The sequence below is a fragment of the Christensenella minuta genome, from assembly GCF_003628755.1.
GTDB lineage: Bacteria > Bacillota > Clostridia > Christensenellales > Christensenellaceae > Christensenella > Christensenella minuta.
The window spans coordinates 1033403-1053160 of the sequence record NZ_CP029256.1 but is presented as its reverse complement, the minus strand read 5'-3'; the positions used below and the strand labels follow the sequence as shown (position 1 = coordinate 1053160).

The following is a 19758-nucleotide window of genomic DNA, read 5'->3' as shown; positions in this document are numbered from 1 at the left end:
CTCCGATTATTTTTGTGTTTCCTCAAGGGAGGAAGTAAGCTCCGAGACCCAGGCTGAAAAATTTTCGTCTGTATCGTATTTGGCAACGGCGTCTGCTCTTGGCGTCCCGCCCGCGATATCTGCGCTGATCGCCTCATAGTCGGCCTTCGCTTTATCGGAGAGGGAATACTCCAGAACATTTCTGGCATTAAAACCATTCTCAAATGCTTTATTGGTATAAAGGATATCGCTATTCACTTCATCGATGGAAACGAGCACGGCATCCTTCAGCGCTGTGGAGGCCTCAACAGTTTGCTCAAAGGTTTTTTTCACCAGTTCCGTATCATTCGCCGATTTTTTTACCGGCAGATATCCCGAGCCGACCGTAAAATCGAGGTTGCGCTGCGCATCGGTAAACCATTTCAAAAATTCCGCCGCCGCATATTCGGTCTTGGCGTCAGATTTGGTAACGACCATTCCGGCGCCCTGCTGGATGCTGTAACGCTCAGCGCCCTCAAAACAGGGCGCCGGAAGCGTGATAGATTCGATCGGATAACTTTCATTGTCGTTTACAGTTACCTCGGTGGGGAAATAAGTCGCGCCCGTCGTAGAACATACAAGCGCGATCAGATCGCCGGTTTTGGCGTCGTCGGAACGGAATTTTCCGTATGCGCCAAAATAGCCGTTGATATAAGGAACATAATAATTATCCCACAATTTCCGTAGCGCGTTTTCGTCGAGGTGAAAGGAGACCTCGCCGTCGGTTACATCAAAAATCGTCGAACCGAGCTGCTGCATTCCGCTGATTATATAATTGGCCACCGCGTCACGGCCAAAAAAGGTCTTGCCGTCATCCGGCGTTTCAGTCAGGCTGTCTGTCCATTCATAATATTTCTCGGCGGTTGCCGTAACGCCTTCAATTGTCGCAAGGTCGTCCGTTTCCGCACCGGTAGCCTGGGCGAATTTGTCCCAATCGGTCTTGTTCAGCATCATCACTTCCGTAGATTTGGCAATAGGGAAAATCTTCAGGGATCCCTCTTTATCAAAACGCCCTTCTTCAATATAAGAAGGAACATATTCGGCAAGTTCCTCCTCCGTAAAATAAGGATCGAGATCAGCGACAAGGCCGAGCTGGTCGATTTCATATGCGGTATCCGAATACGCTGCAAAAATATCGGGAATATCGGCAGCCCCTACTTTTTTATTGGCTGCGTCCACTACCTTTGTCAGCAAGTCGTTTGTGCTTCCTTGGTTGAAAGCCTCCACTATGATTCCCTTCTCAAGGCCGACTGTATCGTTGAATTCGGCGACCATCTCATCAAAGGCAACCTTTTGGGGACCATTGTAATAGTGCCACAATTCGAGGGAAACCGGATTCGACGGATCGAGCTTCGGTGTCTGCGTACCTCCTGCGCATCCGCTGAAGAAAGGCAGGGCAAAAAGCACAATTAGAAGCAAAGGAATAAACTTACCGAGTATTTTTTTCATATGGCCTCCAGGAACAATTATTTAATCGTAAATAACTATATCATAGAATAATAAATAATACAATTTATGTAAGGTATATGATTGCAGAACTATTCTATTTTAATGGAAAGACAGAAGCAGTGTGGTTTATGCCGAATGCTGTCGTCGGAAATGTGGCCGGCCGCTGCCGGAACTACCGGAGCAGGGCATGAAGCCCTGCCGATGCCGGACCGGGATCACGGGAAAGCGGAGCGGGGCAAACTATAAAAAGCCGCCCTTAAGGGCGGCACGGGGATTAGGATTTCAAATCACGGTATTCGATGTTTCCGCATTTTTTGCATCGGATCTGAACCCGGTTTACAGACGGGCAGCCAACAATGTCCCAGTCCTTACAGCCGCATTTATTGCATACGGCGTACTTGTTGCCATACCAATGATGTTCAACGTCTACCTCAACTCCGCCGTTTGCCTCCTGCAATTCTTCCTCTGTAAGCGGCGTTCCTTTAGCATCTGTAATTTTCATGATAGCTACCTCCTATATTATTGATACTATTATTATATACGGGAAAATTTTCTAAGTGTCTCACCAAGTGAGAGGGAATCCAATAAATGGGCGCTTAAGGGGGTTCACGGATAAAATCTAAAATAGGGCCTCTATCAAACCAAAACGGTGGTAACCGGGATATACATAAAAAAGAAAAGCCTTATATCGAAGGCTTTTCTTTACTTCTGGCAGCGGAATAAGGGCTCGAACCTTAACTAAACGAGTCAGAGTCGTTTGTGCTACCATTACACAATTCCGCTATCTCTTTAAAATTACCCCAAAGTGCCGTCCGCCTTGCTTCTAAAACCCGCCTCACGGCAGGTGGGTACCTTGTTTACAGCTTCAGGCTTTCCGCACGTAACAGACTTGCTCACCGCTGTAAAACCCAGATTCCCGAATTTAGAATGTGGGTTTAAAATACAAAGCGTAACGCACACCCCAGGAAAACAATATCTAATTTTCGTGTATTATGATACCATAATCGACCGGGATTGTAAACCCTATTTTTATTACATTATTTTAAAATCCGTTTGCTGAAGACGGCGGTTTACAGGACGGAAAAGCGGATTTTGCTGGAAAAAGGAATAAAAATCCGCCTTGTGTTTATCTATTTGTATTATATATAAAAAGGAAGTGCGAAAAATGAAGCAAAAATTTGAAATCGTTTCCGTACATGGCCGCGAGGTGATCGATTCGCGGGGAAATCCAACCGTCGAGGCTGAGGTGACGCTCATGGGTGGTGCAAAGGGTGTGGCAAGCGTCCCGTCAGGGGCTTCCACGGGAATGTTTGAAGCGCATGAACTGCGTGATGGCGACCATGCGCGCTTTGGCGGGAAGGGGGTTCTCACGGCGGTGCAAAATATTGACGATAAAATTGCCGGGATACTCGTGGGCCTTGATGCTTCTAAACAAATTCTGGTAGACCGCGCTATGATTGAAGCGGATGGAACAGATACAAAGTCGGCCTTCGGAGCCAATGCTGTTCTCGCCGTATCGCTTGCCAATGCCCGCGCAGCAGCGGCCGCGATGCAAATTCCTCTTTATCACTATTTGGGAGGAACGATGGCCCGCGTCCTGCCGGTGCCGATGATGAATATATTGAATGGAGGCAAACATGCTTCCAATAATATTGATATTCAGGAATTCATGGTCGTACCGGTAGGGGCGAAAAATTTTCATGAGGCGCTCCGCTGGGGGATTGAAGTCTATCATGCACTTGGGAAAATACTCAAGGGCAGGGGCCTGTCGACCGCGGTGGGCGATGAAGGCGGCTTTGCGCCGGATCTCGAAAGCGACGAGGAGGCAATACGCACGATCCTTGAGGCCATTGAAGCGGCCGGACATACCACAGACGAGATCGGCGTCGCGCTCGATGCAGCGGCCAGCGAATGGTATGCGGACGGCAGGTATACGCTTCTGAAGCGGAAAGAACAGCTGAGTACGGAAAAGCTGATTCGCCACCTCGAAAAATTGGCGGAAGAGTTTCCCATTCTGTCGGTGGAGGACGGTCTTGCGGACCGCGACTGGAAAGGCTGGGCCGAGCTTACCCGGGAGGTTCCGGTACAGCTTGTGGGCGACGATCTCTTCGTCACCAATACCAAGCGTCTCCAAAAGGGTATCCGGGAACACGCCGGGAATTCGATCCTTATCAAAGTGAATCAGATCGGTACGCTGACCGAAACCTTTGAAGCCATTGAAATGGCGCGGAACGCCGGGTATACAGCGATTGTATCTCATCGATCGGGCGAGACGGAGGACACCAGCATTGCGGATATTGCGGTGGCCACCGGCGCCGGACAGATCAAGGCCGGGGCGCCCGCGCGAACGGACCGTGTTGCCAAATACAACAGGCTCCTGCGGATTGAGGAAGCCCTTGGGGATGCGGCAGTCTATGCGGGGAGAAGCGCTTTTAAGGCCCGGTAAACAGCATTACGGGCCGGTTCGGGAATTCCAAGTTTGAAAATAAAAGCTCCCCTGCCGCTGAAGAGCCGTGGCAGGGGGATTTTATAAAAATCTAGTCCCGCGCAAAGACAGGCGCTATTCGACGATTGTGTATTCGCCGGTGATCGTATCCACCTTTGCTTTCTTATCCAAGCGAAGAGTTCCGCTGCAGTCGATATTTTTGATCTTGCAATGGGGGCCGATCACAATATCCTTTCCGCTCACCTTTTGTGCGGTTACGCCCCGCAATTTAACGGTTGTCGCCTCAACCAGTTTAATAGACGATGTTTTCCGGGCCAGTAATCCGGCGATTTTTCCCGAGCGGGAGTTAATACTGATATGGTCGCCCACGATCTCTTTTGCGTGGATGCAGCCGTCCACATGCATGATATCCGCGGACACCTCTTCTTCTGCCTTGATGAAACCGTCGCAATTGATCTCATCTGCTTCCAGCCGTTCCAGTTTGGCAACGCCGTCCACGAAGAATTTTTTTGCGCATACTCCCGCGCTAAATTCAGCGGCGCCATCGCATTCGACAACATCGGCTGCAACCGCTCCGGCACATTTGAAAATACCGTCGATATGAAGATGCTCCGCTCTCAGCGTGCCTGTGCATTCTGCGATTCCATCGATAATAATAGTAGAGTATTCGCCTCCGTTCATCGTCCCCTTGCCGCCAAAAGAAAAATCCTGCATATTTTTATCCTCCTGTTTATCCCTGTCAAATTCTTTCGTTTCCCTTGTTTTCGTACTTCATTTTCAGTCTTGCTGCCTCTTCATCCAGAGGTAAAGTCCCGAGGACACGTACGCTTCTGTCGAAAGCAATGCCGCCGGCCGCATCTGAGAATGCAAGACAGTCCTCGCCGCCGGCCGAAAAGACGACGCAGGCCCTCGCGTCGCGTATCCCACGGTAGTCCAGGCCCTTTTGCGCAAGAACCGCCCGCTCTTTGCCGCTAAGGGGAAGGGCGGAAAGGGCGGACAAGAAACCAAGCTCCGGATAAGTATATTTTCTGTCTTTGGGCAGGCCGCCTAAAAGCTCTTGGTCGATCTCGGCAAAATCTTCGAGCTCTCCGCGTGAAAATTCCGTATCCGATGTTCCGGGAGAGAGCAGTCTTGCAAGCTCATCCAGAGAATACTTGTCCTTAAGCTCCAAAATAGACTGAATACGGCTCAAAATTTGTTCGCGCGGGAAAAAAGTTTCCTGTCCCGTATACGCGGATTGTTTGATGAACCACTCCTCCGGAATCAACCGCTGGCGTTTCCAGCGGTAAAGCTGTCCGTATGAAATGCCCATCACCGCCAGCAGGTCCTTTTTTGAAATTAGATGGTTGGTATTCATAGTGTCCTTTCGCTCCTTTCAGCGCCTTTGCATTCTTGTTCCGCCGCGGGGTCGTTTCGCGGGGCGTTATGGCGCTGCAATATTGCCGTGTGTTTTAGGTGCTGGGGCGTGCCGAAATACTGTTGAACATCATGGCGCCGCAATCCTATGGTGCTGTAGTGCTGCGGTAGTGCAGTACCCGGCAGGCATTTGCCCGGCGAGGCATTTACCCAGCAGAGGCATTTGCCCAGCAGAGGCATTTGCCCAGCAGCGCGGCAAGATTTCGCCCTTCGTATAACGAAACATTGTTTTGTTTCGTGAATAGCGTAACATTGTTTTGCGGAGCTGTCAAGCATCGTTTTTCCCGTCCGTGTCAAAAAATTCTTTTGGGGGCGCATGTTGCGCAACGAATTCTTTTTTGATAAAATGAAAAAGTTAAGTTTGAATGAATTTTCAAGGAGGCACTGATATGTCTGCATTGATGGAAATAACGATTGGCGATTTGCTGGAAAAGCAAGCGGGACTGTACCCGGATCAGGACTGTCTGGTCTCGCCGTATCTGGACGTCCGTTATTCTTATAAGGAATTTAATGAGCTCACAGACCTCGTTGCCCGCGCATTTATGGGCATGGGGATCGGGAAGGGAGACAAGGTCTCAATCTGGGCCAGCAATTATCCCGAGTGGATGATTACGCAGTTCGCTACCGCCAAGATGGGGGCGGTAATGGTTACAGTCAATACGAACTACAAACAGTTTGAGCTCGAATACCTCTTGAAGCAGAGCGACACCATGACGCTCATTATGATGGAAGGCGTGAAGGATAACAATTATGTAAACCATATTTATGGCCTGTGCCCGGAGCTGCGGGAATCTGAACCGGGACAGCTTTCTTCCGAACGTCTGCCATATCTTAAAAATGTAATTTTTCTCGATGAGGAAAAGCACCCGGGGATGTATCAATGGAACGATATCTATGCGTTTGCGGATAGGGTCAGCCCGGAAGAGCTTGAAGCGAGAAAGCGTGAACTCGATATCCATGATGTAATCAATATGCAGTATACCTCGGGAACGACCGGTTTTCCCAAGGGCGTGATGCTGACGCACTATAATCTGGTCAATAACGGGATGGCGATCGGGGATTGCATGAAGCTGACACACGAGGACAGGCTGTGTATTCCCGTGCCGCTGTTCCACTGCTTTGGGTGTGTGCTGGGTGTGATGGCGGCATATACGCATGCGGCGTCGATGATTCTGATCGACCACTTTAATCCGCTTAAGGTGATGGGAGCGATCCAGAGCGAAAAATGTACGGCAGTACACGGTGTGCCGACGATGTTTATTTCTATGCTGGATCATCCCGATTTCGATAAATATGATTTTTCAACATTGCGGACAGGCATCATGGCGGGTTCGCCCTGCCCGATTGAATTCATGAAGCGTGCCATGTCGGATATGAACATGCAGGAAATTACGATTACATATGGGCAGACAGAATCTTCACCGGCGATCACCATGACAAGCACGGACGATCCGATTGAGGTGCGTGTTGCGACGGTAGGCAGAAAAATTCCGCATGTAGAAGCAAAAATCATTGATCCGGAGACAGGCGAGGATGCGCCTTTTGATACGCAAGGGGAGATCGTTGCGCGCGGCTATAACCTGATGAAGGGATATTACAAAATGCCGGAGGCGACGGCGCAGGCTATCGACAAGGATGGATGGCTGCATACGGGAGACCTCGGCACTATGGATAAGGACGGGTACTTCAAAATCACAGGCCGCCTGAAGGATATGATTATCCGCGGCGGCGAGAATATTTACCCGCGTGAAATCGAAGAATTCCTGTATACGAATGACAAAGTGCGTGACGTACAGGTGATCGGCGTGCCGGATAAGCGTTATGGTGAAGAGGTGCTGGCGTGCATCATTTTGAAGGATGACGCGGAAGCGACGGAAGAAGAAATGATTGAGTTCGTCAAAAACGGGCTGTCCCGTTTCAAAGCTCCGCGTTATGTTCGCTTCGTTAAGGATTTTCCGATGACGGCGAGCATGAAGATACAGAAATTCAAGATGCGCGAATGGGCGATCGAAGAACTGAACCTGAAAGATGCAGCAAAAATAGAGACTGCGTGAGGAAATTGAAATGGGTGCTCCGGATAAGATAGCGATTCACAATTTATTTGGGATCGAAGGGCTGGATATTGCCTGGTATGGAATACTGATTGCTGTGGGCATTGTCGCGGGTGTGCTTCTGGCGGTATATGAAGCAAAGCGCCGCGGCTATACTTCGGAATTGCTGGTCGATTTTATGATTCTGGCACTTCCGCTGGCAATTGTGGGGGCGCGTATCTACTACGTCGCGTTTGAATGGGATTATTATTCCCAGCATCCCGAGGAGATCGTTGCCATATGGAACGGCGGGATTGCGATTTACGGGGCGATTATCGGTGGTGTAATAGCAGCGCTTATTTTGTCGAGGTGGCGGAAATTTCCCTTGGGCAGACTGCTCGATATCTGCGCACCGGGGCTCGTCCTTGGACAGGCCATCGGGCGCTGGGGAAATTTTGTCAATCAGGAAGCGTTCGGCAATATTGTTACGGATCCGAATTTGCAGTTTTTCCCCTATGCGGTGTATATTCAGGAGCGCTTTACCGGTACGGAATGGGTGATCGATCAGTGGGTACAGGCGACGTTTTTCTATGAGAGCATGTGGGATATTGGCGTGATGGTCCTGCTCCTTGTTTATGCACGAAGGGCAAAGCATGACGGAAACGTTTTTGCAATGTATCTGATTGGGTACGGCATTGGCCGTTTCTGGATCGAAGGGATTCGCATATCCACCCTGCAGACGAGTTTTGGGATGCCGGTGTCGCAGTTCCTTTCGTTGATTCTGGTGATTATTGGCATCGTATATATTCTTGTAATGCGCAAGCGGAATAAGCCGGATGTGCTTTACGAGGGACGGTATTGCAAGGATTTTAAGAAGGCGGAAGCATAGGAAGATTAAACTGGGCGGATTTTTCCGCCCTTAAATTTTGATGCAAGAGGTGTGTGTTGTGAGAAATTTAACGATGATGACGGACCTGTATCAGCTCACCATGATGTATGGATATTTTAAAGCGGGGAAGCACAACGAGAAAGCGGTATACGATCTCTTTTTCCGCCGTCAGGGAGACGAGACCAATTATGCAGTATGCGCAGGCCTCGAACAGGTGATCGAGCTTATCAACAACTTAAGGTTTGAGGAAGAAGACATCAATTACCTGAGATCGTTGAACCTGTTTGATGAGGAATTCATGGACTATTTGCGGGGATTCCGCTTTACGGGAGAAATTTATGCGATTCCGGAGGGGACTGTAGTGTTTCCAATGGAACCGCTGGTGCGTGTGAGAGCGCCGATCAGCGAAGCGCAGCTTGTGGAGACCGCGTTGCTGAACCTTGTCAACCACCAGACTCTGATCGCCACCAAAGCAAGCCGGGTGGTGTATGCGGCGCAGGGAGATCCGGTACTTGAATTCGGCCTGCGGCGCGCACAGGGCCCGGATGCCGGTATCTACGGCGCGCGCGCAGCGATCATCGGCGGCTGCACCTCCACATCAAACGTGCTTACGGCGCAAATGTTCGGCGCGACGGCGGCGGGCACGCATGCGCACAGCTGGGTAATGAGCTTCCCGGACGAGCTTTCCGCATTCCGCGCCTATGCCAATACGTTCCCCTCGGGCTGCATGCTCCTTGTGGATACTTACGATACGCTTAAAAGCGGTATCCCTAATGCGATTACCGTCTTCAAGGAACTGCGGGAAAAGGGATATGAACCGGTGGGCGTACGCCTCGATTCTGGGGACTTGGCCTATCTTTCAAAGCAGGCTCGTAAAATGCTCGATGATGCGGGATTTACCAATGCACGGATTTTCGCATCGAGCGATCTTGATGAATATACCATTGCGGACCTCAAACAGCAGGGAGCCAAAATTGATGTTTGGGGCGTAGGGACCCGGCTGATTACCGGTCACGACCATCCCGCGCTGGGAGGGGTATATAAGCTGAGCGCAAATGTGGAAAACGGACAGATTGTTCCCAAGCTCAAAGTCAGTGAAAATGTATGGAAGATTACCAATCCCGGTATCAAGAAGGTGGTACGTATCTATAGCAGAAAAGACCATATGGCGATTGCCGATTTGATTATGCTCGAGAATGAAACGATAGATACTCACAAACCCCTTACAATTTTCGATCCGATTGAGACGTGGAAGAAAATGACGCTTACAGATTATGAGCTTCGGGATTTGCTGGTGCCGGTATTCGTGGACGGAAAGCAGGTTTATGAATCGCCTTCCCTGAAAGAAATCCAAGAATATGCCAAAAAGGATATGGCGAGTTTTTGGGATGAGTTCAAAAGGATTAAACGTCCGCATCTTTACAAGGTGGATTTATCGGACGAGCTTTACAACCTGAAGAAAAAACTGTTGAATGAGCAGAAATAAACTGGTTTGTATCGAGGGAGAACAATAAATGAAAACAAGTCGTTGGTTTCGGATATTTATGATGGCGCTGGATACGGTCGTGCTTTTTTTCCTGCGGATATTCCGGCGGTTTGATAAAGTTTACCGCTATGAAGCTCTGGAGCAGACCGGCCCGGAAGACAAGCCCCATCCTGTAAAGGGAACGACACAGGATGACCTGGGGATTGAATGCAATCTTGAAGTGAATGGAAAGATTCAGGCAGAATACCAGCGGCTGGAGACAATCGCTTTTCAGCCGGGGGAAGACTATACAAAAATGGAAGGTATCGTTACCTTCCGTGGGGATAACCTGAGGAGCGGAGCGGCTTTCGGAGAACTTCCTTCACGGCCGAAAAAACTGGAAAAGAAATGGTCGGTTTCCACTGGAAGACTGCAAAAGGGCTATGGAAAGGGTTATTGGACGGGAAGCGGGTGGACAGGGCAGCCGCTTATCGTGCGATGGACTCCGGAGCTTCGCAAGCTTATGAATATCTATCCGCATAAAAAGGAGAAAGAGGGCCTTACGGAGGCGATTTATTCGACGATGGACGGGAATGTCTATTTCATCGATATTGAGGATGGTGAAAAGACGCGCGATGATCTTTTTGTAGGCCTGCCCTTCAAGGGAGCGGGAGCACTTGATCCGCGCGGTATCCCGATGTTATACCTGGGGCCGGGGGATTCCTGCGGCGACGAGCCGGCACGCGGCTTTATTTACAATCTGATTAACTGTAAAAAGCTATACGAATTTGGCGCTAACGATCCTTTCGCGCTGCGGAAATTTCATGGCTACGACAGCTCCGTGTTAGTGGCTGAAGCGGCGGATACACTGATTGCGCCTGGGGAAAATGGCATTCTTTATACAATGAAACTGAACACGAAATTCAATCGTGAGACGGGCGAACTTTCGATCGATCCTTCAGAGACCGTAAAACTACGTTATAAAACCTACCGCTCCAGTGAACAGAACTATTGGCTGGGAATGGAAGACAGCGGCGTGATGTGGGACAATTATCTTTATATCGCGGACAACGGCGGTAACCTGATGTGCATTGATATCAATACTATGAAGATTATATGGGCACAGGATGTGGTGGATGATACGAATGGTTCGCCCGTCTTCAGCGTGGAAGAAGGCGTTCCTTATCTTTATATTGCTACCTCGCTGCACTGGACGGCAAGCCCCAGGCTGAAGCTTGGAGATGTACCGATATTTAAGATCAATGCAATTACGGGCGAATATGTATGGAAGCATACCTACCTGTGCAATACGGTCGCGGGTATCTCAGGCGGCGTGCAGGCAACGTGCGTGAGCGGAAAGCACAGCATCTCCGACCTTGTCATTTTTCCGGTCGCGCGTACTCCGCAGGTTCGCGCGGGGATTCTTGTCGCGCTTGACAAAAAGACCGGGGAAGAGGTGTGGAGATACCATACGGGCAGATACGTATGGAGTTCGCCAGTGGATATTTACGATCCGGACGGAAACGCATATATTGTCGTGTGCAATTCAGAGGGCGATATGGATCTGCTGGATGCCCGCAAGGGGACGCTGCTTTCCCGTTTGAATTTCGGGGCGAATATTGAAGCGTCGCCAGCTGTCTTTAACGATATGCTTGTTGTGGGCACAAGAGGACAGGAGATTGTTGGAGTAAAAATTTCGTGAGATATATTCCCTTATCTATTTAATAAGCAACCAAAAACCGGCAGTTTGCCCTGTCGGTTTTTGATTTCACCGCTCCCTTTCAGCGGCTGCCTTTTTTCTTTTGCGTTTGGAGCGCTTCCTGGTTACATCTTCCGGAGAATTATACTTCTCGGGAGAGATGCCCTTCTTTTCCAATGAGCGGTTGATACAGGTCTTAATCAAAGAATAGATGATTGTAAAGACCGGAACCCCGAGGAGCATTCCCCAGAATCCGAATAAACCGCCAAACAGGATCAGTGCAAACAGTACCCAAAAGGCGGACATACCGATATTGAGTCCCACAATTTTTGGCATTACGACGTTTCCGTCGATCTGCTGCAGAATGAGGATAAAAATAACGAATGCGAGGGCATATAACGGATCTACGATCAATAGAATGACAGCACTCGGGATGGCGCCCAGAAATGGTCCGAAAAATGGAATGATATTCGTGCAGCCGATAATGACCGCAATAAGCAAGGCATAGGGGAGCTGGCAAACCGTCATAAAAATGAAGGTAGTGATCCCGACGAAGGCAGCATCGATCAAGGTGCCGTTGATAAATCCCAGAAATACGTTGTTGGAATACCGAAGCACATCGAGGAATCGGTCCGCGAAGCCTGGTGTAAAAAGTGCATAGGTCAATTTTTTAGCTTGCCGCTTAAATTTCTCGCGGGCAAAAACGACATAAATACTGACGATCAGACCGACAAAGAAGTTGAATAATCCGGTGCCCACGCTCGTAATCATACCGGGCAGGCTGCCCATCAGTTTGTCAAAAAAGGATGTGAGGTCGAGTACAGTGCTGCGCAGGTTGGCGATCTGGTCCGCGACCTCAGGCGTATACAGATTCCATGACTGGAGCAAGCCGACCACGGATTCCTGAAGCTGGTCGAGGTACATGGGAATGTTATTGAACAACATTGTCAGGCTGGCAACTACCTGCGGGATGATGAAATAAACCAGCAATGCAAAGATCGCGAACGCAATTAGGATAACCGTGAGAATAGCGAGGGAGCGGCGCACGCGTGGATGAGGGCGCTTTCGCTCGATGAAAGCAAACCAGTGATTTTCCACAAAGCGGCATGGACGGACCAAGAGGTAGGCAATACAAAAGCCGACGATGAAAGGCATCAGTATCGTGAAAAAAGCCGCAACCGCATTGCCGAAAAACTGGAGGTTCAGGAAAAATAAAACAATCATTGTAACGATCGCCGCCACAATAACAGTATAAACAGCAATGGTCGTATATTTTTTATTCCATTCTACCTTCATACTTACTCTCCATAGGAATTGTTTTCATTATACACTATGGAGGACGGGCATGACAATGAATAAATGGTGGGGAATTTTTACGGAAATACAAAAGCAACACCGCCATAAGCAGTGCTGCCTCCGCAATTTATTGGTCCCTACCAATATAACGATTTAAATCTGTTTTATTGTAACAAATTGAACCTGGAAACGCAAGATTGTTACAAAATGCAACAAAATTTGAAAGAAAAAAATGAAAAATTGCAAAAAACAGAAAAATAAACGCTATAAATCGCATGGAATCTCTTGTTTTTGAATTTTATTACTGATATAATGTCAAAGTAATGATTAAAGAAAAAGCAAAGCAATGGAGGTTTGTAAAATGTCTTATGTACAAAATGTATTAAGCCAGGTAAAAGAAAAGAATGCAGATCAACCGGAGTTTATACAGGCAGTTACCGAAGTGCTCGGAACGCTTGCGCCGGTATTTGAAAAACATCCGGAATATGAAAAGGCCGCGCTTTTGGAACGGCTTGTCGAACCGGAGCGGGTTGTTATGTTCCGCGTGCCGTGGGTGGACGACAGCGGCGCCGTGCATGTAAACCGTGGTATGCGCGTCCAGTTCAACAGCGCAATCGGGCCGTATAAGGGAGGCCTGCGTTTCCATCCGTCCGTAAACCTCGGCATCATTAAATTCCTCGGATTTGAACAGGTGTTCAAAAACAGCCTTACAGGTACGCCGATCGGCGGCGGTAAAGGCGGCTGTGATTTTGATCCTAAGGGAAAGAGCGACAATGAAATAATGCGCTTCTGCCAGGCTTTCATGGCGGAACTTTACCGCCATATCGGAGCCGATACGGACGTTCCGGCAGGCGATATCGGCGTAGGAGCACGTGAAATCGGTTACCTGTTCGGGATGTACAAAAAGATCAGGAACGAATACAGCGGCATCCTGACCGGGAAGGGCCTTGAATATGGCGGCAGCCTCGCACGAAAAGAAGCGACGGGATACGGTCTTGTCTATTTTATGAAAGAAGTAATCGAAGCAAAAGGGAAATCTTTCCGGGATGCGAAGGTCGTTGTTTCCGGTTCCGGCAATGTTGCGATCTATGCAACGGAAAAAGCGCAGCAGTATGGCGCGAAGGTCATCGCGCTCTCCGATTCGTCCGGATATGTGTACGATCCGAACGGCATTCAGCTTGACGTCGTCAAGGAGATCAAGGAAGTGCGCCGCGGCCGGATCAAGGAATATGCCGACATTGTGAAGGGCGCGGAATATCATGAGGGCTGCAAGGGAATATGGACGATCAAGTGCGATATCGCACTTCCGTGTGCGACGCAGAATGAGATCGATGAGGAATCCGCTCAAATTCTTGTAAAGAACGGGGTCTATGCGGTCGGCGAAGGTGCAAACATGCCAACGACGATTGAAGGAACGAATGTGTTCCAATCTTCCGGCGTTCTGTTTGCGCCCGGCAAGGCGGCCAATGCGGGCGGCGTTGCAACGTCGGCGCTCGAGATGACGCAGAACAGCATGCGTCTTCCGTGGACGTTTGAAGAAGTGGACGAAAAGCTGCATCAGATCATGATCAATATCTATAAGCAGTGCGAAGCGGCGAGCGAGGAATATGGTTTCAAGGATAACTTCGTCGCCGGCGCGAATATTGCAGGCTTTAAGAAAGTGGCAAACGCTATGATGGCGCAGGGTATTGTCTGACAGATCAAAAAATCCAAAACACAAAACAGGGGAGTTCAAATTCCCCTGTTTTTTTGTTTAATGAAACAGATCGATGTTTATCAATAACAGGTACAGAAATGATCTATTATCTCGGAGGTGTAGTTTTGGATATTCAAGTGAATTTCGATGACCAGAAAAACAAAATTTTAGTGACTTTGAACGGAGACCTCGATCTGAACAGCGTAAGCGAGTTTAAGCGTAGAATGGACGAGGCGATCGAGGGACACAAAACGGATGTTTCGATAGGATGCGGTGAACTCCGGTACATTGATTCCACAGGGCTCGGCGTTCTCGTCAGTATTTTGAAAAAAGTAAAAGAATATGGCGGCACGATGGAAATCAGGGATCTGAAGCCCTATCTGTTTAAAATTTTTGATGTAACTGGCCTTACAAACGTTTTTAAAATTGAGGTGGCTGAATAATGGCTGATACGGTAAAGATGCAGTTCCCGGCAAAACGGGAGTATTTGAAGGCAATTCGACTTGCTGTGGCGGGAATTGCGTGCAACAGCGCGTATGACGTCGATGAAATTGAAGATTTGAAAACATGCGTTGCGGAGTCTTGTATTTTATTCTTATGCAGACAAAAAAGCGAAACACTGGAAATCGTAGTGGACTGCGGCGACCACGTATCTGTTACGGTGCGCGGGGAAGGGCGGCAGATCGTATGCGAAGAATGTACTGAATGCACGGGTTTCAGTGAAGAGATCAGTAAGCTGATGATCCAGTCCCTAAGCGACGATGCGGTGTTTGAAGAAGAAGACGGAATGCTGAAGGCGGTTTCCTTCGGTAAAAAGCCGATGGCGTAAACGAGGAGTTTTTCAGTGGCGGATTATACGAAAATGGACAGCGACGAGCTGTTTAAGCTATATGTAAAAAATCATGATGTAGACATCAGGAATATATTGATTGAGCGGTATTTGTATATCGCAGAAATCGCCGCAAAAAAATTTGCGGGCCGGGGAGTAGATTATGAAGACCTTTTTCAGGTTGCGAGTCTTGCGCTTGTAAAGGCGATCGAGCGTTTTGAGCCGGAACGGGAAATTAAATTTTCCAGTTATGCAACTCCATCCCTGATTGGCGAGATCAAAAACTATTTCAGGGATTCGTCGAGGGTAATGCGTCTTCCGCGGCGGGATACGGAGCAGCTGAAAAAGATCAAGCTGTATACGCAGGAATATATGGCGCGCAATGGGAAAAAGCCGTCGCCGCGGGAAATTGCGGAGGAGATGGACCTTTCTGTGGAACGCGTGCTCGAAGTGCTTGAAATGCAGCAGGCCGATAATATTCTATCGCTTGACAGCGCGCTTGCGGCGGACAGTGAAAATTTTTCCCTCGGAAATGTTCTCGGCCAGGAAGATGCGAGCTTCGAGCATGTTGAAAACCATGATTTTATCAATTACTGTATGAGTCTTTTGAATGATACGGAAAAAAAGATCATCGAGCAGCGTTACCTTGGGAACAAAACGCAGAAACAGGTCGCGGATATGTTGAATGTTTCGCAGATGCAGGTATCGCGCATGGAGAGAAAAATCCTCAACAAGTTGGCGATGGTATATAAAAAATAGGCAAATGGATGCCCGCTGTGAGACAGTACGGCGGATTCGTGAGGCTGTGTTCAAAATTAATTTACATTTGTTTCGTTACTTGCTTTTTTTAAAGGGTATGAATACCTTAGAAAAAGCATTAGGGGTATGGAATTTTGTTGGTAAGTAAAAGGTTGTTCAGTCTGAATGAATTAAATGAAGCGATTCGTTCGGTCATCAGAGGAGTTGAACGGGAAAAAAAGCTCGATGATGAGCAAATGTACCGGATTCGCCTTGTGTTGAGCGAGCTGGTAGTCAATATATTTAAATATTCCGATGCGAATGAAGTGAAGCTTCAGGCGGAATATGGGAAGGACAGGCTGCACATTGTGCTCGCAGACAATGGAAGCGGATTTGAAACGGGGCCTGTGGTAGCGCGCAACGTAACGTCCGGGGAACTCCTTATGCATGAAAACGGCCGCGGCGTTTATCTTGTGAAGATGATGACCGACAGCTTCCATTACAGTGAAAACGGAAATACTGTAGATGTGACATTAAAGCTATGATAATTCATCAAATTGTGGTATAATATGCCTGTAGCTACCGAATGTGGTAGTATCGAGACGATTTGAAGAAGGATCGCATAATATGGCATTAAAACGGAGAAGACGTGCAAACACCAAATTTTACCTATTTATTGGCGCTATCGCAGTGGTTGCAGTTGTCGTTCTCTTTTTTGTTTTCAATATTCAGACGGCGGAGGTGGAGCAGGGGACCATTCCCTTTGAGGCGGAGGCCGCTGCCGTTGTAGTGAGGGACGAACAAGTCGTTTTTGCACAAAATTATGGGAAGGCCAATTATATTGTTTCGGAGGGAGAACGTGTGGAAGCGGAAGCCCCCGTTATGGAAGTCTATAAATGGGGGTATAATGAAAAGGTCATGAATGACCTGATTGATTACCAGACAAAAATCGAGCAATATCAGGAAAATGTTTTTCAGTCCGAGGACTTGGCCAATCTGCAAAATGAGATCACGGCAAAAGCAGCGGAACTCCGCGGTATTATAAACGGCACGGCAGAGGGGGATGTTGTAACGGCCGAACGCGAACTGAAATCCCTGATGGCGAGTAAGCAGAATTACCTGAAAGAGAATGTGAATCCGGACCAACAACTGCAGGATTTTTATACGCAAGAAGAGGAAATACAGGGACGTGTGAACAATTGGAGGCAGCAGCTGACGGCGCCGACGGCCGGGGTAGTGAGCTATTATTTTGACGGCGCGGAGGATGTGCTGAACGCAGCGAATATTGAAAACATCAAATCTTCGGATATCCTCGACATCCTCAATGGCACCACGGGCAGCCAGGAGACGCAGGGTGAGGAAACGGAACAGCCCGCCTATCGGTTGGTAAACAGCTACAAATGGTATCTGGTCATTCGCTCTGAGGAGGAGATTCCTGAATTTACCAACGACCGCGAATTTTCGATTGCCTTTAACGATTATGTCGAACGGCAATATCAGGGCGTTGTATCGGGGACAGTAAAAGAAGAAAACGATTATCTTTATGTGATTGAGATATCGGATGATATTGGAGAGCTTTTGAATGTGCGCAGGGCGGACACGAGAGTGTTTACTCAATTTACCGGGCTTAAGGTTCCGGAAAAAGCGTTGAAGGAGAAGGATGGAGTTACGGGAGTAAACGTTGTGGTGGGGCGTGAAAAAACGTTTGTTCCTGTTACGGTGGATATCATTAAGGACGGAAACGCGATCGTAACTCCGGCAGAGGCAGACAGCCTTCTGGCCGAACGTCAGCATGTTGAGGTGTAAATGGATGGGACTTGCGGAAAATATTGCAAAAGTACGGGAAAATATTGCGTCTGCCGCGCAGCGGGCCGGACGGAAACAGGAGGAGATCAGTCTTGTCGCCGTATCGAAAACCGTGGATGCGGACATGGTGGAAGCGGCCTATCGTGAAGGGTTGAGATGCTTCGGAGAGAACCGTGTGCAGGAATTTCTGAAAAAAAGTGAGGTCCTGCCCAAAGATATTGAATGGAACCTGATTGGGCAGTTGCAAACGAATAAAGTTAAGTATATAATTAATAATGGAGTAGCGTTATTACATTCGCTGGACCGTCTTTCGCTGGCGCAGGAATTGCAGAAGGAATGCTTGAAGAAAAATGCTTATCTCGATGTGCTTATTGAATTAAATATTGCGAAAGAGGAGAGCAAATCCGGTTTATATTTAGAGCAGGTGGATGTCTTTTTAGATCAGATTGCAGATTTCGACCGGATTCGCTTGAAGGGCTTTATGACCGTAGCGCCTTATACGGACGACAGGATGTATTTGCGGAAGATTTTCGCACAGGCAAAAGCGTTGTATGATGCGAAGAAAAAGGAGTTTCCCGGATTTCAATATCTTTCAATGGGAATGTCCAATGATTATGAGGACGCGATTCTGGAAGGATCGAACATGGTGCGTGTAGGTACGGCCATTTTCGGCAGCAGAATTTATAAATAAGTAGGAGGCTTGATGCATGGCTAAGATCGGAGACAAATTGCTTTCTTTCATCGGACTGGAACCGACGGATGAAGAAGAATATGAAGAAGAATATGAGGATCAGGATATGATGGATGACGATATGAGCTTCCCGCCGGACGATTATGAGCCAGCCCCGGTGGAAGAAAAGAAATTTGCAAAGAAAGCCAGAGAGCATAGAGGCGATACGGGCAAGGTAGTCGGGATCCCGGATACCAGCAAGGTGCGCGTATTGATTTATAAGCCGGTTTCTTACGAAGACACCCAAAGCATTATCGATAACCTGAAGGAAAAGAAGCCGATTATCATCAATCTCGACGAGCTTGATACCGATGTCGCACAGCGCATCCTTGACTTCGTGAGCGGCGCAGTTTATGCGCTCAATGGAAATATCCGGAAAGCGGCAAGGAACATCTTTGTGGTAGCGCCATATAATGTCGACGTTTCTACGAATGCCGCAGAATCGGTTGATGATTTTGGCTTTGGCGGTTATCTGGAGCGGGACTGAACCAAATAGTAATTGAGGTAAACCGATGAATATCACACCCAAGGATATACTGGAAAAAGAATTTTCTAAAAAGTTCAATGGCTACGACCAGGAGCAGGTTGATGAATTCCTGGACGAAATTATTAAGCAGTTTGAATCCCTGCTGGAAGAAAATGAAAATATCATTGCAAAAAATGAAGAGCTGAAATCCGAGGTCGCACGTCTGAAGCAAAAAGCGGACAAACTTGAGAATGTGGAAGAAAAACTGATGGCCACGGTAATTACGGCGCAGAGAAATGCAACGCTATATATTGAAAAGGCTGAATTGCAAGCCCAGAAAATTATGGACGTTGCGAATCAGAACGCAAAAACCGTCATTGAGAGCACGCAGCTTCGTATGGAGGCGGCCAAGCAGGAGATACGCCGTTATGAGAAGCAGGTCGCGGATTATAAAAAGCGGTTCCGCCTGTTCCTGGATGAGCAGATGGCGTTTGTGGAATCCAAACTGGATGACGAAGAAGTTTTAAAGCATCAGGCAACGGAGATCAGCCGGTCGATCAGCAGTTTGACAAGCCAGATGGCTGATATCGATAACGATTCACAGAATACATCAATTCATTTGAACGAAATCCTCAAACAGTCGAAGGAAGAGACGGAGCATGACTTTAAGCAGAGCACCGCAAACCTTCAAGAGATCGTCAATGAAATTATCGACGAATAAGCGCTATTTACGGATGCCGCCTGTTTTACCCAGGCGGTATTTTTTTTGCCCAGGATATGATATA

The 19758-nt window shown here is 48.2% G+C and carries 19 protein-coding genes, 1 tRNA gene and 1 other RNA gene; 14 read left to right on the top strand and 7 right to left on the bottom strand.

The annotated features are described in order from the left end of the window. Positions 1-6 precede the first annotated feature (6 nt). From B1H56_RS05105 to ssrS, 4 genes are all read right to left on the bottom strand, one after another. On the bottom strand, positions 7-1467 hold the full coding sequence (locus B1H56_RS05105) for an extracellular solute-binding protein (RefSeq protein WP_066518237.1): 1461 nt from the start codon (positions 1465-1467) through the stop codon (positions 7-9). 274 nt (positions 1468-1741) lie between these two features. After that, positions 1742-1969 carry a hypothetical protein gene (locus tag B1H56_RS05100; RefSeq protein ID WP_066518239.1) on the bottom strand — a complete coding sequence of 76 codons (228 nt, stop codon included), beginning with the start codon at positions 1967-1969 and terminating at the stop codon, positions 1742-1744. Between the two features lie 207 nt (positions 1970-2176). Continuing rightward, positions 2177-2250: transfer RNA gene (locus B1H56_RS05095), tRNA-Gln, on the bottom strand. Between the two features lie 10 nt (positions 2251-2260). After that, positions 2261-2438: non-coding RNA, 6S RNA (gene ssrS, locus B1H56_RS05090), on the bottom strand. Positions 2439-2632: 194 nt separating this feature from the next. On the opposite strand from ssrS, the gene eno reads away from it, so the two are divergent. Further along, entirely contained in the window at positions 2633-3913 is a 1281-nt protein-coding gene (gene eno / locus B1H56_RS05085) for a phosphopyruvate hydratase (protein WP_066518242.1), read from the top strand. 114 nt (positions 3914-4027) lie between these two features. Here eno and B1H56_RS05080 read toward each other — a convergent pair whose 3' ends face one another. Both B1H56_RS05080 and B1H56_RS05075 read right to left on the bottom strand, forming a co-directional pair. After that, a complete protein-coding gene (locus B1H56_RS05080) occupies positions 4028-4627 on the bottom strand; it encodes a hypothetical protein (RefSeq protein ID WP_066518247.1) in 600 nt (199 codons plus the stop codon). Between the two features lie 25 nt (positions 4628-4652). Next, positions 4653-5270: a DUF4004 family protein gene (locus B1H56_RS05075; RefSeq protein WP_066518249.1), complete on the bottom strand. Its 618-nt coding sequence runs from the start codon at positions 5268-5270 to the stop codon at positions 4653-4655. Positions 5271-5718: 448 nt separating this feature from the next. Between B1H56_RS05075 and B1H56_RS05070 the strand changes: the two genes are divergently transcribed. From B1H56_RS05070 to B1H56_RS05055, 4 genes are read left to right on the top strand one after another with little or no spacing between them, the layout of a single operon-like run. Further along, positions 5719-7383 carry an AMP-binding protein gene (locus tag B1H56_RS05070; RefSeq protein WP_066518250.1) on the top strand — a complete coding sequence of 555 codons (1665 nt, stop codon included), beginning with the start codon at positions 5719-5721 and terminating at the stop codon, positions 7381-7383. Between the two features lie 10 nt (positions 7384-7393). Further along, a complete protein-coding gene (gene lgt, locus B1H56_RS05065; protein WP_066518252.1) occupies positions 7394-8248 on the top strand; it encodes a prolipoprotein diacylglyceryl transferase in 855 nt (284 codons plus the stop codon). A 40-nt stretch (positions 8249-8288) separates the two neighbouring features. Then, the gene (locus B1H56_RS05060; protein WP_066519234.1) at positions 8289-9734 is read left to right on the top strand and encodes a nicotinate phosphoribosyltransferase; all 1446 of its coding nucleotides are present in this window, start codon (positions 8289-8291) and stop codon (positions 9732-9734) included. Between the two features lie 28 nt (positions 9735-9762). Continuing rightward, entirely contained in the window at positions 9763-11415 is a 1653-nt protein-coding gene (locus B1H56_RS05055) for an outer membrane protein assembly factor BamB family protein (protein ID WP_066518258.1), read from the top strand. A 66-nt stretch (positions 11416-11481) separates the two neighbouring features. Here the strand turns inward: B1H56_RS05055 and B1H56_RS05050 are convergent, their stop codons facing one another. After that, complete coding sequence (locus B1H56_RS05050; RefSeq protein ID WP_066518261.1) at positions 11482-12708, bottom strand: AI-2E family transporter; 1227 nt, start codon at positions 12706-12708, stop codon at positions 11482-11484. A 361-nt stretch (positions 12709-13069) separates the two neighbouring features. Here B1H56_RS05050 and gdhA point away from each other — a divergent pair, with 361 nt between their 5' ends. The 9 genes from gdhA to B1H56_RS05005 all read left to right on the top strand — a co-directional run bounded on the left by gdhA (position 13070) and on the right by B1H56_RS05005 (position 19694). Continuing rightward, positions 13070-14404: an NADP-specific glutamate dehydrogenase gene (gene gdhA / locus B1H56_RS05045; protein ID WP_066518271.1), complete on the top strand. Its 1335-nt coding sequence runs from the start codon at positions 13070-13072 to the stop codon at positions 14402-14404. Between the two features lie 125 nt (positions 14405-14529). Beyond that, complete coding sequence (locus tag B1H56_RS05040) at positions 14530-14847, top strand: STAS domain-containing protein (protein WP_066739899.1); 318 nt, start codon at positions 14530-14532, stop codon at positions 14845-14847. After that, the gene (locus B1H56_RS05035) at positions 14847-15233 is read left to right on the top strand and encodes an ATP-binding protein (RefSeq protein ID WP_066518278.1); all 387 of its coding nucleotides are present in this window, start codon (positions 14847-14849) and stop codon (positions 15231-15233) included. Before B1H56_RS05040 ends, B1H56_RS05035 begins: the two co-directional genes overlap by 1 nt. A gap of 15 nt (positions 15234-15248) precedes the next feature. Then, a complete protein-coding gene (locus tag B1H56_RS05030) occupies positions 15249-15992 on the top strand; it encodes a sigma-70 family RNA polymerase sigma factor (protein ID WP_066739900.1) in 744 nt (247 codons plus the stop codon). Between the two features lie 134 nt (positions 15993-16126). Continuing rightward, complete coding sequence (locus B1H56_RS05025) at positions 16127-16516, top strand: ATP-binding protein (protein ID WP_066518281.1); 390 nt, start codon at positions 16127-16129, stop codon at positions 16514-16516. Between the two features lie 82 nt (positions 16517-16598). Beyond that, a complete protein-coding gene (locus B1H56_RS05020; protein ID WP_066518285.1) occupies positions 16599-17777 on the top strand; it encodes a biotin/lipoyl attachment domain-containing protein in 1179 nt (392 codons plus the stop codon). Between the two features lie 4 nt (positions 17778-17781). After that, positions 17782-18468 (top strand): YggS family pyridoxal phosphate-dependent enzyme, encoded by a 687-nt coding sequence (locus B1H56_RS05015; protein ID WP_066518288.1) that lies wholly within the window; start codon positions 17782-17784, stop codon positions 18466-18468. 16 nt (positions 18469-18484) lie between these two features. Further along, the gene (locus tag B1H56_RS05010) at positions 18485-18994 is read left to right on the top strand and encodes a cell division protein SepF (RefSeq protein WP_066739922.1); all 510 of its coding nucleotides are present in this window, start codon (positions 18485-18487) and stop codon (positions 18992-18994) included. 25 nt (positions 18995-19019) lie between these two features. Continuing rightward, positions 19020-19694, top strand: coding sequence for a DivIVA domain-containing protein (locus tag B1H56_RS05005; protein ID WP_066518291.1), 675 nt, complete (start codon positions 19020-19022; stop codon positions 19692-19694). Positions 19695-19758 lie beyond the last annotated feature (64 nt).